A 14,842-nucleotide genomic window follows, 5' to 3' on the forward strand; every position below is an offset into this window, starting at 1 on the left:
GAAGCCTTGAAGATACGAAGGTCTGGATTGAGTAGGCTGGCCAAAGCTCCCCCTCCCTGTCGGACCCGAACGCCCCAGCGAAGCCACATACCGACCGTTCCTCTAGCGTCGACGCAGAATGAAAATCATCCAGGCGCCCCTGGCGTCTCAGGGCAGATGAGGGTTGAAGCGGTGCTGCATGATCGTGCCGGCACGCGCCACAATGGCGGTTTGCTCCGGCACCTCCTCCCACACCTCGGGCAGGTCGACAAGCGGTTCGGACAGCACGAGGAAGGCATCGTCGCCGGCCGCCGTGATACGCGGGTCGTCCGGATACAGTTCGTGCAGGTGGTGAAACGACGTGCTGTGAAACAGCGAGCGCGACTGTGTCTCGCTGGAATAGCGCACGGCGACCATCTGCTGCCCATCGGTCGCGCACATCGTCATGGTCAGCGGCGCTTCCACCCCATGGCGCCGCCCAGTCTCCTCGACCAGCGCCGCCATCCGCTCCAGCGCCGGCACCGGCTCGGTCGCCAGGCCATACGTCAAGGCGAGAAAGAACAACAGCTCGGAATCGGTCGTCCCCTCTATCGAGGCAAACAGTTCGGGGGCCACCGCCAGCATCAGGTCGCGACGCACGGCGTGGTAGTTGCGCACCAGGCCATTGTGAACGAACAGCCAGTGCCCGTGCCGGAACGGATGGCAGTTGGTCTCCTGCACCGGCGTATCGGTGGCGGCGCGGATGTGGGCCAGAAAAAGCGGCGAATGGATGGCGCGCGCCGCCTCGCGCAGGTTGGGGTCGTTCCACGCCGGGTGCACGCTGCGGTAGCGATATGGCGTCTCGCCCGGGTGGCCGTACCAGCCAAGGCCAAAACCGTCGCCATTGGTGGTCGAGACGCTGAGCCGTGAGTGCAGGCTCTGATCGATCAAGGAATGTTTTGCTTGAAACAGTACCGTTTCAAGCGGAACGGGGTTTCCCGAGTAAGCGAGCCAGCGGCACATGATCGGACTCCGGGGTAAAAATCCATTATGGCACTGCCCCATCACAATATTGGGCGCCAGGTGGGCGCCCCACACGTCAGCGTCGCTCAAGGCCTACAACAGCGGACCTCCCGTTCCTTTCGTCAAGTACGGCTGACCAATCCATACAATGTTTTCCACCCTTGCCAATATCTGATAGTGGCTGCCACTGCCTTGACTTAGATTTTCCCCCATGGATCGCTGGCTCATCTTTTCGACTGAGTGCGGTCTTACGGAAAAAATTTATTACACATCCGGACGGGGAAATATATGGAGATCGAAAACAGAAGTGTTGAGTTCATTCCGGAGAATGAACGTTATGGTTCAGCCAAACGGCTGTTTACCATTTGGTGCAGTGCCAATATGCAAGTGACAACCATGGTGATTGGTGCGCTGGGCGTGGTGGCAGGGCTTAACCTTGGCTGGACATTCATCGGGCTGGTCCTGGGCAACCTGATCGGCTCCATCTTCATGGCAGCCCACTCCGCGCAGGGGCCGCATCTGGGCATTCCGCAGATGATTCAAAGCCGGGCGCAGTTTGGCGTGATCGGCGCCGGGGTGCCGCTTGCCATTGTGGTGCTGGCGTACATCCTGTTCACCGCGGCCAATGGCGTGGTGATGCGGGACTCCATCAAGGCGGTGGTGCCTGTCTCGGATAACGACGCGATTATCCTGTTCGGCGCACTCACGCTGGTGGTCGGTTTCATCGGCTATGAGCTGATCCACAAAATCGGCGCCCTCATGAGTGCTATTTCTGGCGTCATTTTTGTGATGGCCGCCTATATCGTGCTGCAGAAAGGCCTGCCGGCCGGGGTGTGGATGGTATCGGGCAGCACCTTCAAGTTTGCCACCTTCTGCCTGGTGGTAACCCAGGCTGCCTCGTGGACCTTGGGTGCCGGTCCTTACGTGGCCGATTACTCGCGTTACCTGCCATCCAGCATCTCTACCCGATCGACTTTCTGGTACAGCTACCTGGGTATTGTGGTCGGCTCCACCGTTGTCATGCTGCTGGGCGCCATCATGGCCGCCGCTGCGATGGATGTCACCACCGATCCGGGCAGCGCCATTGCCAAACTGTTCCCGGAACATCAGCAGCTGGCCTACTACGTGATCATCATCGGCGTGCTGGAATGGAACGTGATGAACCTGTACAGCTCGTACATGTCCACCACCACCATCTTTACCGGCTTCAAGGGCGCCACCAAGGTTGGCATGCTGGCCAAGTTCATCATCATGACCATCGTCGCCATTATCGTGACCTGGATCGCCATTGCCGCCCAGTACAACTTCAACGCCTACTTCAGCGACATCCTGATCGGCCAGGTTTATGTGCTTGTGCCCTGGAGTGCCATCAACCTGGTGGATTACTACCTGATCCGCAAGGGCCGTTACAGCGTACCGGCGATGTATGACGTCAATAGCATTTACGGCAAGGTGAACTGGAATACCCTTTCCATCTATGCAATTGCCGTGGTGGCACAGATTCCGTTCATGGAGCTGTCTTTCTACAAGGGTCCGATTGACCTGGTGGTAGGTACCGATATTTCCTGGCTGCCGGCTCTGGTGATTCCTGGCGTGTTGTACTACCTCGTCAACCGCAACAAACAGCTGCATCTGGACGTGTTTGAAAGCGCCGAATTGGCCTCTGAACCCACTCGCTAAACAGGCAGGATAAAAATGTCGAATATGTCAGGACGCCTTGCCGGCAAAACAGCCATCATCAGTGGTGGCGCCAGTGGCTGCGGTGCGGCAGCAGCACAACTCTTTGCCCGCGAAGGTTCAAAGGTGGTCATTGTCGATCGGAATATCGAGCTGGCCAGAGCGGTGGCCGCAGAAATTCGCGATCAGGGCGGTGCGGCATCGGCGCACTACGCTGATGTGGCCAAGCAAGCAGAAGTCATGGCGGTGATTGCAGAAATACAGGCCCGCTATGGTGACGCCGATATTCTGTTCAACCATGCCGGAACGCTGATTGTAAAACCCTTTCTGGAGATTCAGGAAAGCGAATGGGACTGGCTGATGGGTGTCAACGTCAAAAGCATGTTCCTGATGACGCAAGCCGTATTGCCCCAGATGCTCAGAAAAGGCAAAGGCAGCATTGTGTGCACCTCGTCGATTTCTGCCGTCTGCGCCACGCCCGGCGAGGTGCTCTACGATGCCACCAAAGGCGCTTGTCACATGTTTGCCAGAGCCATTGCGGTGGAGTATCGCGACAAAGGCATTCGCTGTAATGCCATTGCCCCCGGCTTTATCCGCACGCCGCATGGCATGAAGGAATTGCAAGATCTTCAGGCCATGGGTGTGGATGTCAGCGAAGCCGCGATTATTCAGCAACAGGGGCGGCTATGCGAACCTTCCGAAGTCGCCAGTGCCGCCTTGTTCCTGGCATCTGACGAATCCAGCTTCGTGAATGGCACGCATCTGTTTGTCGATAACGGGTTCTCTGCCATGTAGCGTCCCAGAGTCGGTTTTACCGTAACGTCACCTCAATCACTTGAGGTGACGTTTTTTGCATTCTTGTTGTCGCAGGCACGGCATCCGCTGGAGCGGAAATGGCTGGATAGTATTGGGTCGCCCGCGCCTGGTGATGCCTGCTCTGAAATCGTCACATGCCATGCTTGCGTGCAGCCATCGTGGCGCAGGTGGAACGGGTCGTTCCAGATCACAAAGGTAGATGACATTCAGGTTTTTGCATTGCCTTCTTGTGGCTGGCCTCGCTGCAGATTGCTGTCATGGTGCGGCTGATCAAACCTGAAAAGGCATCCCGTGATGAATTGCCCAGTGGGGCAATGGCGGAGCCAGCTTGCTGATTTGCGCTTGCAAGATTGCAATCCATCGTCGAATTTGAAAGATGCCATATGCCAAGAGATAGGCAAGATTCACATGCCTTGCAGGCCGCACAGCATGCATCTTTTTGCGTGAGTGCCAATGTGGAAGATCAGGCCCGCTCATTTTCGGAGTGGGATCTCTCGTACACCCAGATATCCAACGGTGTCTTTCGTGGCTCTTCGGCGATTGCCTCTGCGGGCGGACTGTATTTTCTTGTCGAAGACTTGAACAAAAAAATACTGCAACGAGGAGCGGTTCCCGCAAACAGGCTTGCCATTGGCATTCCCCTGGAGCTGGAAGGCCACTCCCGGATGTGCGGTGAGCAAAGCACACGAGATACCCTGCATGTATTTTCCTGCTATTCCGACTTTGAGTTTTTATCACCCGAGCGCCATGTGGTTGCCAATGTTGAATTTGATCTTCCGTCACTAAGCTCGGAATTGACGCGGCAGCTAGGGCAGGCGCTGCATACAAAATTGTCGTCGCCCGTTGTCTTGCTGAGCTCCGATACGGCAGAAAACATCCGGCAGCTATTACGGCAAGCGTTGGGGTCGATTCAGGTGAGCGAGGTGGCGTCCCCCGAGCAGTGCAAAGAGCGGCAGTCCTTGCTGGAGCGGAATTTACTCTATGGCCTGATGGAGGCCGTGTCCGACTTTCCGGAATTGGCGGCGGATCGTTCTCCGAAATCAAGCAAGAATTGGGAGCTGGTCAAGCGGGTGCAGCAGTTTTTGCAAAACCCGGACTCATGCGTTCTTTCGATTGCCGAGCTTTGCATCGAGCTGAACCTGAGCCGCCGCACCATCCAGTATGCCTTTGAAAACGCTATTGGAACAAACCCGGCCAAGTACCTTAGGGCTGTAAGGCTGAATCATGTCCGGCATGATTTGATGCGAGGGCTGTCTGTGACGGAAGCCGCAATCCGCTGGGGCTTTTTGCATCTAAGTGCTTTCGCCCACGATTATCGTGTCTTTTTTGGCGAACTTCCTTCCACCACCTCTAAACGCTATGGCTACGCCCAATCCTTGATGGCCCATCAGTCATCAGATTAATGCGCATGATGACTATCGCGCATGGCGACATCTTCGGGCCGACATACCGTCTACGGCCAGCACGGTGTGCGCTTTTACGCACGGCACAAGGCAATCCCTCCAGCCACGAGGCCTCGCCGTTCACTTTTCCGAGCCTTTGATTACCGAAACTCGAATTCCAAGGTAAGCGCACCTTGATTCCAGCGAACGCGACATTCTTTTTTTGTTGACCCGTCAGAGCTATGCGGCAACCAACCTTGGCCGGCACCTGATTTCAAACGCCCTCTCGACACATGTCCAAAAAAGAACAAAACCTGTCGAATGGCGACCAAAAACTATGACGTGCGCACGTTACAAATGACAAAGACGTTCATTTTTGCCACCCCAGTCTGCCATTCGGGATTTACAGGATGAGCAGACGACATTGGCGACGCAGCACTTGCCAATGAAAACATGCCTACAAATGGAGAAACATGATGGCCAACGTTCGTCACTTTCGTACCAAATTTGTTTTCGCAGCAGGGTTGGCGCTCACCCCTCTACTGGGGTTCGCGGCAGAAGAAATGACCGTCAAGATCGGGCTGACTGGCCCGCTCACCGGCCCTCAAGCCGCTATCGGTAAAGACCATGAGAATGGTCTGAGAATGGCAATGGATCGCCTCAATGCCCAAGGCATCGTCGTGGGCGGCAAGAAAGTGCGTTTTGAGATGATGTCGGAAGACGATGGCGCCGACCCCCGCACGGGGATGACGGTAGCGCAGCGATTCGTCGATGCCAACGTCAAGGCCGTGATCGGCCCCTACAACTCGGGCGTGGCCATCCCCATCTCCAAGCTCCTCAACGACGCGGGCATCGTGATGGCAACCGTCGCCTCCAACCCGAAGGTCACCCAGAACGGCTACCCTTACGTTTTCCGGATCGGCGCCAGCGATACCCAACTGGGTACCAAAATGGGGGTATTTGCTGCCAAAAACCTGAAAGCGAAGAGTTTCGCCATCATCGATGACCGTACGGCTTACGGCCAAGGCGTTGCCGACGAATTCATCAAGGCGGCAAAAGCCAACGGCATCCAGATTGTCGCCCGGGAATTCACGACGGACAAATCGACCGACTTCTCGGCCATTCTGACCAGTATCAAAGCCGCCAAGCCGGATGGCATTTTCTACGGCGGCTATTACTCGCAAGGTGGGCCGATGCGTCGTCAGATGGCGCGACTGGGGCTGAAAGCGTATCTGCTAGGAGGCGATGGCATCTGCAACGAAGAGTTGGCCAAGCTGGGGGGGGCTACCGTCGATGGTGGCGTTTATTGCCCACAGGGCGGGCCGGTGCTCGAGCAGACCAGCGAAGGCAAGCAATTCACCACCGAGTACAAAAAGCGCTTCAGCATCGAGCCGCTCGTCTATGGTGCTTCCATGTATGACGGTCTCAACATCATTGCCAAGGCCATGCAGAAAGCCAACTCGGTCGAACCCAAGCAATACCGCGCGGCACTGGCCGCCATCAGCCAGCAGGGCGTAGCCGGCACCTACCAGTTCGACGACAAGCGGGACCTCAAGAACTCCCCCATCACGGTGTACTCGTTCAAGAATGGTCAGCCGGTCCCGGTAGCCGAGGGTAAATAGCTGCCAACACACAGTACGACCCTGCACGTGATCGATTAAACGACGAGCGGGCGAGGAAGGCTTATTTAAGAGATTAATGTTGTTGCTGTGGGGGTATGGCCCTTTATCCCGCCGCTCGATCCGAGCGGCGGTTTTTTTTGCGGGCGCTGTGGCCGGGCACGCCAGCGCATGCAATCCAGACCGGCTTTAAGAGGCTGGATTCTTGACGAAATCACAGTAAAAAAGACGAAATCGGCCACGGGGCCATCCTGGCCTGTTGCCGGCTTTCACGCCATAGCCTGGGTTCGCGGCGCACCGCCCCAACCCGCGTCCCGCCACCACCACACAGCAACAACCCCATACCGCTCGAACCAACCGCCTGGCCGGGTCACGCTCATGCGGCCGGCGCTGCGGTCCCCTTCCCCGCCATGCTGTGCAGCAGGCTGCTCAGTATGGCCGCCAGCGCGACGGCCAGCGCGGCCAGCAGAAATACCGACGCATACCCCAGCCGATTCGCCACGACGCCGGTCAGCGGCCCGGTCACGCCGAGCGCCAGATCGAGAAACAGCGCATAAGCCCCCAAGGCCGCACCGCGGTTGCCGCTGGGCACCCGGCGCACGGCCTCCATGCCCAGTGACGGAAACACCAGCGCAAAGCCGAACCCCGTCAGGGCCGCGCCGGCAAAGGCCTGCCAGGGTGCGGCAGCCAGCCACAGCAGCAGCAAGCCGGAGGCCTCCACGACGAGCGACACCAGCGCCACCGGAAAACCGCCGAAACGGTTGATGCTGCCGGCGAACAGCAGGCGCGCCGCAATGAAGAAGACGCCCAGCAGGGTGAGCGCCAGCGCCGCATCCGGCCAGTGCCGGCTGGCAAAGAACAAGGTAACGAAGGTGGAAATGGCACCGAACCCGACCGAGCCCAGCGCCAGGCACAGCCCGAACGGCACCATGCGCCGGAACACCTGGCTGAACGGCAGCCGCTCGCCGCTGGATGGCGCCACGGCCGGCTTGCGCCACGCCAGGAACCACGAGGCCAGCGTCATCGCCACGGTGGTCAGGCCCAGCGCGCCAAAGCCCCAGCGCTCGGCGAGCACCACGCCCAAGGGCGCACCGATGGCCATGCCGCCATAGCTGGTCATGCCGTTCCAGGAAATGACCTTGCCGGTGTGGGCGCTGCCGGCCCGGGCAATCCCCCAGGTAATGGTGCCGGTGGTGACGAGGCTCTCCCCGGTCCCCAACAGCAGACGCCCCACGATCAGGCTGGCCAGGCTGCCCACCGGCGCCAGGCCCGACAGCCCGGCAATCCAGAGGCAAACCCCGCTGGCGCAGCACAGCGCCATGCCCGACAGGACCGAGCGCTTGGGGCCGTGGTTGTCACACAGCCGGCCCGCATAGGCCCGGCTCAGCAAGGTGGCCAGGTACTGGATGCTAACGGCGAAGCCCGCCACCACCTCGCCATAGCCCAGCGGGCCGTGCACGTAGCCCGGCACCATTGCCATCGGCAGGCCGACCGCGAGGTAGGCCACCAAGTTGAAGAACACGATGGCGATGATCGGCCCGGTGGCAGAGCCCGTGGTGGCGGGGGCCGCCGGCGTCGCGGCGGTTGCGGAGGTATTGTCTGGCATCGGCTGAAATCGGATAACGGGTTAGAACAGGACGGAAGCGCTGCAAACGCCCGGAGCCCTCCCACCACAAGACGATGCGGGGCGGCACACGGGCAGCATAGTTTAGCGTGATCGACGACAGGCAAAAAAAGGCGAACGTTCGTACGTTCGCCCAAGTCCCCGGGTCACAAGGAGTTCAAATCATCGCTTACGGCCGGAACGCCACGGCGCGCCGTGGCCATCCGCCCGTGACGGAAAGGGTCACTTGCCGACATAGAGCGGAACATCGCTCGCCACCGTCTGGCGCTGACGCGCGCCGTTGATGCCTTTAGCCAGGATGGCCAGCGCGGTGAGTGCGGCCGGCACCGACAGCGCGCCGAACACCTGCGAGAAGGACCAGCCCATGGCCAGCATCTGGGCACCGGCGAAGGCGCTCAGCACCGCGCCCCAGCGGCCGATGCCGTGCATCCAGCTGGAGCCGGTGGCCCGTGCCTCGGTCGGGTAGAAGCTGGCCGACAGCGCGTTCATGCCGGTATTGGCACCGTTGAAACAGAAGCCGATCACGAAGGAGAGCAGCACCACCAGGGCGAAGTGGCTCGACACCATGCCCAGCACATAGAGCATTGCGCCGCCGAACAGGTAGGTCAGCGCCAGCAGCTTGTGCGGGTTGGTGCGGTCCATGCACCAGCCGAGGAACAGCGAGCCGATCGGGCCGCCCAGCTGGAAGAACGCCGTCACCACGGCGGCGTCGCTGACGCTATAGCCGGACTCCTTCACCAGGGTCGGCATCCAGCTGCCCATCAGGTACACCAGGAACAGCGCCGAGAAGTAGCCAAGCCACAGCATCAGGCTGCCGAACTTGTATTGCTTGGACAGCACGATCTTGACCGGGCTCTCGTTCGAGGCCGCCGCCGGGGCGCTCGGCATCGCGAAGGTGGAGTGCTCGTTGGCCACACCCGGAGCGAGCCGGTCGACAATCTTGCGGATGCGCTCGGCCGGGGCACGTTTGGTGACCAGGAAGCGCACCGATTCCGGCAGTTTGAAGAACAGGATCGGCGCCACGATCAGCGGCAGCACGCCGCCCAGCACCAGCACGCTGGCCCAGCCGAAGTTGGGAATCATCCAGGCCGCCAGGAAGCCGCCGCCGGCGGCGCCGACGGTGAAGCCGCAGAACACCACCGTCACCAGGAAGGAACGGCTGCGGTCCGGGGCGTACTCCGACACCAGCGTGCCGACGTTCGGCATCGCCGCGCCCAGGCCCAGGCCGGTCAGGAAGCGGAACATGATCAGGTGCGTGATGTCGGTGGACGCCGCCGTCGCCAGCGTCCAGACGCCGAAGAAGAACACGCTGCACACCAGCACTACCTTGCGACCGAAACGGTCCGCCAGCGGGCCAGCGACCAGGGCGCCGATGGCAAGGCCGGCCAGGGCGGCGCTGAGCACCGGTCCCAGCATCTGGTTGGTCACCCCCCATTCCTGCTTCAGTTGGGGCGCGATGAAGCCCATGATCGCGACGTCGAAACCATCGAGCGCGATGATGCAAAAGCCGAGCAACACCACCAGTTTCTGGCACAGCCCGATGGCACGGTCATTGATCAACGCGCGAACGTCGATAGCAGTGGATACAGTCACGGTTTATCTCCTCCATTACATCAAAAGTGACGCAAGCGGGGCTTGCGCGACGGGCTCTCCCTGTCTTTGTGCGTCCGTCAGGACGCCTGCAGGGTGTCGAGCAATTCTTTGGGGTAAATCATGTCCCGGAGCGCGGAGGCATCGTTTTCGATGCCGGCCGCCGCGGCCTCCTGGCCGAAAAAGCGCAGGTACAGCGGCGCCTGCTGGATCAGCATCTCGAAACCAGGCTCGGCCTTGAGCGCGCGGGCGCGTGCCGAGCGCAGCAGCGGCGTCGGCTGGTTCTTCATCAGCACGTCGAACACTGCGGCGCCGGCGTCGAGCCGCGTCACGTCGAACGGCGCCGGGTCGCCCTGCTTCATGCCCAGCGGCGAGGCGTTGACGACGAGATCGTAGCCGGCCGGGTCGTTGCCGGCGGCGACACGGGTCTCGACCGGAAAGGCCTCGGCGATGCGCGCCGCCAGCTGCGCGGCCTTGTCGCCGGCTGGATCGAAGACGGCGATCTCGGCGCTCCCGCACGCCGCCAGCGCGGCGGCAATCGCCGAGGCGGCACCGCCGGCACCGATCAGCAGCACACGCTTGCCGGTGTAGGGAATGTGGGCGCGCTCCAGTGCCTTGACGAAGCCCAGGCCGTCGAACAGGTCGCCTTCGAGCGCGCCGTCCGGAGCGCGGCGTACCGCGTTGACCGCCCCGGCCACCTGCGCCAGCCGGGAGCAGCGGTCGGCCACCGTCAGCGCCGCCGGCTTGTGCGGAATCGACAGGAACACGCCGTCCACATTGGGCGCCTTGAACACCGCCCTGAGCGTGGTATCGAAGTCTTCCGGCTTGACGTTCAGCGGCACCACCACGGCGTCGATGCCGTACAGACGGAATACCAGGTTGAACAGTTCAGGCGCGCGGACCTGGTCGATCGGATCGGCGATCACGAAATACACGCGGGTGGAACCGGTGATCTTCATCAGACTCTTCCTAACTGGCTTTTCCGTCCCCGGGGCATGGATGGCCTGCCGGGAACGGGGCGGCGATCGGCGCACGATCGCCAGGGCGGTGGATCCGGCCGGCAACGGCCGTCTGCGATGGGGTCGCGTTAGCGCGATGTGCTCGTTCGAAAAGCGTGACGGAGAGCGGGAAGTCGATTGGAAGGGGATGCGATCGGACCGGCCAGCAAGACGCTGGCGTGAGCGGGCTGACGGGTGGAAACGAGGGACGGGGCCACGGCGTTGATCATGATCATCCTCCAAATCGTAATGGGCGATTAGCGCCCTTATGTTCTTATGTCGGACTTCAATGTAGGTCGGCCATTACGCGCCGTCAACACCGATTATCGAATTATTGTTCGCCTATCGAACACAACGAGACTAACCGTGTTGACCGGCCTGAATTCCACCCAGCTTCGGCCAACCTTGACCAAGAAAAAGACCCGCACCGGAGGGGGCGGGCCTGGCAGGAACGGCAAACGCTCAGAAGTTCTTCCACATGCCGATGGCGATGGAGTGCTGCTTCGACATGACCGCGCCCGCACCCGGCTGCACGGCGTTCGAACCCAGCACGTAGCCGGCGTTGTCATCGTTGTGCATCAGCGTGTACAGCGCGTACACCTGGGTGGTCTTGCTCAGGATGCGGTTGTAGGCGATCGAGCCCATGCGCGCGCCGCTGTCGGCCACCCCGGCCGCCCCGGTCCACGACGACGCCTTGCCGAACTGGGCCGAGAACACGTTGAGGCCGGCGGTGTAGCTGGCCATCGCGCCGTAGTAGTTGCGGCTGCGGTCGTTGCCGCTGTTGTTGATGTTTTCCAGCTTGATGTGCTCGTACAGGCCGCCGAGGTAGAAGTCGCCGAAGACATAGCCCGCGGCCAGCATGTGGGCGGTGCCATCCTCGTAGAAGTTGGACGACAGGCCCTGCATGTCGCGGTTGTTCTGGAAGCCGTAGCCGACGCGCAGCGGGCCGTCGTCGTACAGCACGTTGGCCGAAACCACCGAAGCCCCGTTCGACTTGGCTTCCTTGCCATTGGTGGCGTCCGTGGTCAGCGAATACTGGATGCGCGAGCTGAAGCCCTTGTACTTGGGGGTCTGGTAACTGATCGAGTTGCCCAGGCGCGTATCGAAGCCGCCGGTCTTGAGATCGCCGCCGTTGGCCCACATCGCGGCATCGTTGGAAATACCGGTACCCTGCTGGAAGTTGTTGCCGGCGATGTAATGCAGGTCGTCGTAAGGCACCAGGAAGTTGCCGGCCTTCAGGGTGCCGAAGGTGGCGTCGCTCAGTCCCAGGAAGCTCTCGCGCGAGGCCCAGGTGCCGCCGCCGGCGTCGACCGACACCCCCGACTCCACCTGCCAGATCGCTTTCAGGCCGTTCCCCAGATCCTCACTGCCCTTGAAGCCGATGCGCGAGGCATCGTTCTGCACCTTGGACAGCGACGGCGTCTCGGTGGTACCGGCCTTGGTGCTTTCCAGGTCCATGTGGATACGGCCGTAGAGCGTGACGTCGGCGTAGGCAAACGAGGTCATGCCCAGTGCCAGAGCGGCGATCAGGTTTTTCTTCTGCTTCATGAATCTTTCTCCTAGATGGACACAGCTTTTTTGGTGTGGGTGCAGCCTCGAACACGTCCCCCGCCATTCCGGCGCGCGGCCGATCCATCGGGATCGGGCATCGGGGACGGGGAACAAATTCGAAACCGCCGGCGACCGGGCAAAACCCGGCCGCCTTTGACAGGAACGCCGATCGTTGGCGGTCCGATCAAATCGGGTGCAACACGGAAACGCGCGACGCCATGAAAACGCGGCGCACGCCCGCGGCCGAGTCGAACGTCAGGGAGGGGAAAGCGGGTGATGGGCCATGACTGTCTCTCCTAAGTCGTTTTTGTGCGTTTAGCGCACATATATTTGTTTATCGAACAAACTGTAGCCAGCCGCCCTCAGCACGGTCAATACCGATAATCGAAATATTGTGCGATAGGCGAATAATCAACTATCCTGACGGTGCCGGTGAATGCGAGGCGATGCGGGAGGAGCAGGCCGACAGCCTGCATTCACGGAGACATGCGCTCCGCCACAGGGTGGAGAGTGAACGATTGAACGAGGCGAAGGCGGCATGGACGCTTTAACGGAAATGGCACACGCTCATCTGCGTCGTTAGCCAGCCGCCCCGCCATGACAAGAGACGGCCCATGTACAACACTGAAGACCGCCCCGCTGAGGACCTGGAAGAGCTGTCCGGTCCCGACGAGAGCAGCGAAGACACCCCTCAGACCGCCGCGGATGACATCGCCTCGCAGAGTGGCGACCCCAACTTCATGACCTCGCTCGCACGCGGCCTGACCGTGATCCAGGCGTTCTCGCAACAGCGCCGCCTGATGTCGATCTCGCAGATCAGCCAGAAGACCGGCATCCCGCGCGCCGCCGTGCGCCGCTGCCTGTACACGCTGAACAAGCTCGGCTTCGTCAGCGCCGAGGACGGCCGCAACTTCGCGCTGCGCCCGCGCATCCTGTCGCTGGGCCACGCCTACCTGGCCTCCACCCCGCTGGCCAAGGCGGCCCAGCCGGTGCTGCGTCACATCAGCAACACGCTCAATGAATCGAGCTCGATCGCCATCCTCGACGGCGACGACATCCTCTACATCGCGCGTGCCTCGACCTCGCGCATCATGACCATCGACCTCGACATCGGCAGCCGGCTGCCGGCCGCCTACACCTCGATGGGGCGCGTCCTGCTGGCCCACCTGCCCGCCGAAGAGCGCGAGGCCCAGCTGGCCCGCGCCAAGCTGATCAAGTACACCTCGCACACCCTGATCACCGTGGACGATCTGCGCGCCGAACTGGAAAAGGTGCGCACGCAAGGCTACGCCATCGTCGATCAGGAACTGGAAATCGGGCTGCGCTCGATCGCGGTGCCGATCGCGGCATCGGACGGCAAGGTGGTGGCGGCGATGAACATCGGCGTGCAGGCCGGGCGCGTCTCGCTGAGCGACCTGGAAACCCGCATCCTGCCGGTGCTGCGCGCCGGTTCCAACGAGCTGTCGCTGCTGCTGCCCTGAGCGGCCCGCCATAGCCTCCCGGCTGCACCCCGACGCAGCCGGGCGGGCCTTTCCGTCCCACCCTTCTCGGCAACGCCCCCTCCACCACCTCTAGCCCCGCGATTTGTGGCGCGCAAAAAAAAAACGGACGGGAAGACCCGTCCGCCAATCCCTGGGAAATCGCCAGGTGCACACACCAACACAAACAACGTTAACCCTCCCGGCCATGGCCGGAAGCGAGGGGATCAGTACGCCGACACCACACCGTAGCGGGGCGCCGGAAACAGCGCGTTCAGCCCGACTGTAACTGCGAAGAAAGCCACTCCACCGCCTGCCCTGCCCGCTGCAGCACCAGCGACGGGGGGCAATGCTGATAATCGTCATTGGCCACCTCGAAGGCGTAACGACCGCGATAGCCGCCCGCCTCCAGCCGCCCGACCAGTTCCACCAGCGCCCGGCTGTGCTCGCCCTCGCCCGGGAAGAAGCGGTGATGCAGGGAGAGTTCCACCATCTCGTCGAGCGCCGGCACGTAGTCGTACATGGCGTCGGAGAGCTGCACCAGGAACAGGCGCTCCGGCGGAATGGCCTTCAGGTCGTCCGGCTGCATGCCGCGGGCAAACAGGTGGAAGGAATCGAGCACCAGGCCGACGTTTTCCCGGTCGACCCGCTCGATCATCTGCCAGGCACTGGGATAGTCCGTAACGTGGCGCCCCCAGGCCAGCGGTTCGTAGCCGATGCGCAAGCCGAGCGGCGTCGCCAGCGCCGACAGCAGTTGCAGATGCTGCACGATGGTGTCGAGGTCGCCGCTGGCTTGCGGCGAGGTCGTCGACGACACCAGCAAGAGATCGGCACCGGTCTGCTGCGCCATGCGCAGCATCGACTTGGCGATGTCGACCTTGTAGTCGAGGAAGCGGCCGCCCAGCCCTTCGAAGTCGCGCAGCGCCAGGAAGCCGCTGACGGCCAGTTGGCTGTCGCGCACCCGGCGCACTGCCTGCTCCAGGCCGCCGGTCTGCTCGCCCACCAAATCCTTGGCCGACAGTGTCACGGCCGAAAAACCGGCCTCGGCGATGGCCGCCAACTTGTCTTCCAGCGCCCCGGCAAGGGCGGTGGTATCGATGGCAAAACGGGATCGTTCCATGATCGG

The 14,842-nt window shown here is 61.6% G+C and carries 11 protein-coding genes; 5 read left to right on the top strand and 6 right to left on the bottom strand.

Annotated features, from left to right (window positions below):
- Positions 1–147 precede the first annotated feature (147 nt).
- A complete protein-coding gene (locus NH8B_RS12205; protein ID WP_014087586.1) occupies positions 148–909 on the bottom strand; it encodes a class II glutamine amidotransferase in 762 nt (253 codons plus the stop codon).
- A 360-nt stretch (positions 910–1,269) separates the two neighbouring features.
- Here NH8B_RS12205 and NH8B_RS12210 point away from each other — a divergent pair, with 360 nt between their 5' ends.
- The 4 genes from NH8B_RS12210 to NH8B_RS12225 all read left to right on the top strand — a co-directional run bounded on the left by NH8B_RS12210 (position 1,270) and on the right by NH8B_RS12225 (position 6,478).
- A complete protein-coding gene (locus tag NH8B_RS12210; RefSeq protein WP_014087587.1) occupies positions 1,270–2,661 on the top strand; it encodes a purine-cytosine permease family protein in 1,392 nt (463 codons plus the stop codon).
- A 15-nt stretch (positions 2,662–2,676) separates the two neighbouring features.
- Entirely contained in the window at positions 2,677–3,453 is a 777-nt protein-coding gene (locus NH8B_RS12215; RefSeq protein WP_014087588.1) for an SDR family NAD(P)-dependent oxidoreductase, read from the top strand.
- A gap of 434 nt (positions 3,454–3,887) precedes the next feature.
- Complete coding sequence (locus NH8B_RS12220; protein ID WP_232503461.1) at positions 3,888–4,877, top strand: helix-turn-helix domain-containing protein; 990 nt, start codon at positions 3,888–3,890, stop codon at positions 4,875–4,877.
- Between the two features lie 452 nt (positions 4,878–5,329).
- Entirely contained in the window at positions 5,330–6,478 is a 1,149-nt protein-coding gene (locus tag NH8B_RS12225) for a branched-chain amino acid ABC transporter substrate-binding protein (RefSeq protein WP_014087590.1), read from the top strand.
- Between the two features lie 373 nt (positions 6,479–6,851).
- Here NH8B_RS12225 and NH8B_RS12230 read toward each other — a convergent pair whose 3' ends face one another.
- The 4 genes from NH8B_RS12230 to NH8B_RS12245 form a co-directional block, all read right to left on the bottom strand.
- Positions 6,852–8,081, bottom strand: a complete 1,230-nt coding sequence (locus tag NH8B_RS12230; RefSeq protein ID WP_014087591.1) for an MFS transporter — start codon at positions 8,079–8,081, stop codon at positions 6,852–6,854.
- A 240-nt stretch (positions 8,082–8,321) separates the two neighbouring features.
- Positions 8,322–9,692, bottom strand: coding sequence for an MFS transporter (locus tag NH8B_RS12235; protein WP_014087592.1), 1,371 nt, complete (start codon positions 9,690–9,692; stop codon positions 8,322–8,324).
- Between the two features lie 77 nt (positions 9,693–9,769).
- A complete protein-coding gene (locus NH8B_RS12240) occupies positions 9,770–10,648 on the bottom strand; it encodes a shikimate dehydrogenase family protein (protein WP_014087593.1) in 879 nt (292 codons plus the stop codon).
- A 501-nt stretch (positions 10,649–11,149) separates the two neighbouring features.
- Positions 11,150–12,235 (bottom strand): porin, encoded by a 1,086-nt coding sequence (locus NH8B_RS12245; protein ID WP_014087594.1) that lies wholly within the window; start codon positions 12,233–12,235, stop codon positions 11,150–11,152.
- Positions 12,236–12,852: 617 nt separating this feature from the next.
- Between NH8B_RS12245 and NH8B_RS12250 the strand changes: the two genes are divergently transcribed.
- The gene (locus tag NH8B_RS12250) at positions 12,853–13,719 is read left to right on the top strand and encodes an IclR family transcriptional regulator domain-containing protein (protein WP_014087595.1); all 867 of its coding nucleotides are present in this window, start codon (positions 12,853–12,855) and stop codon (positions 13,717–13,719) included.
- A gap of 271 nt (positions 13,720–13,990) precedes the next feature.
- Here the strand turns inward: NH8B_RS12250 and NH8B_RS12255 are convergent, their stop codons facing one another.
- Complete coding sequence (locus tag NH8B_RS12255) at positions 13,991–14,836, bottom strand: sugar phosphate isomerase/epimerase family protein (RefSeq protein WP_014087596.1); 846 nt, start codon at positions 14,834–14,836, stop codon at positions 13,991–13,993.
- Between the last annotated feature and the right edge of the window lie 6 nt (positions 14,837–14,842).

The organism is Pseudogulbenkiania sp. NH8B, from assembly GCF_000283535.1.
Lineage (GTDB): Bacteria > Pseudomonadota > Gammaproteobacteria > Burkholderiales > Chromobacteriaceae > Pseudogulbenkiania > Pseudogulbenkiania ferrooxidans.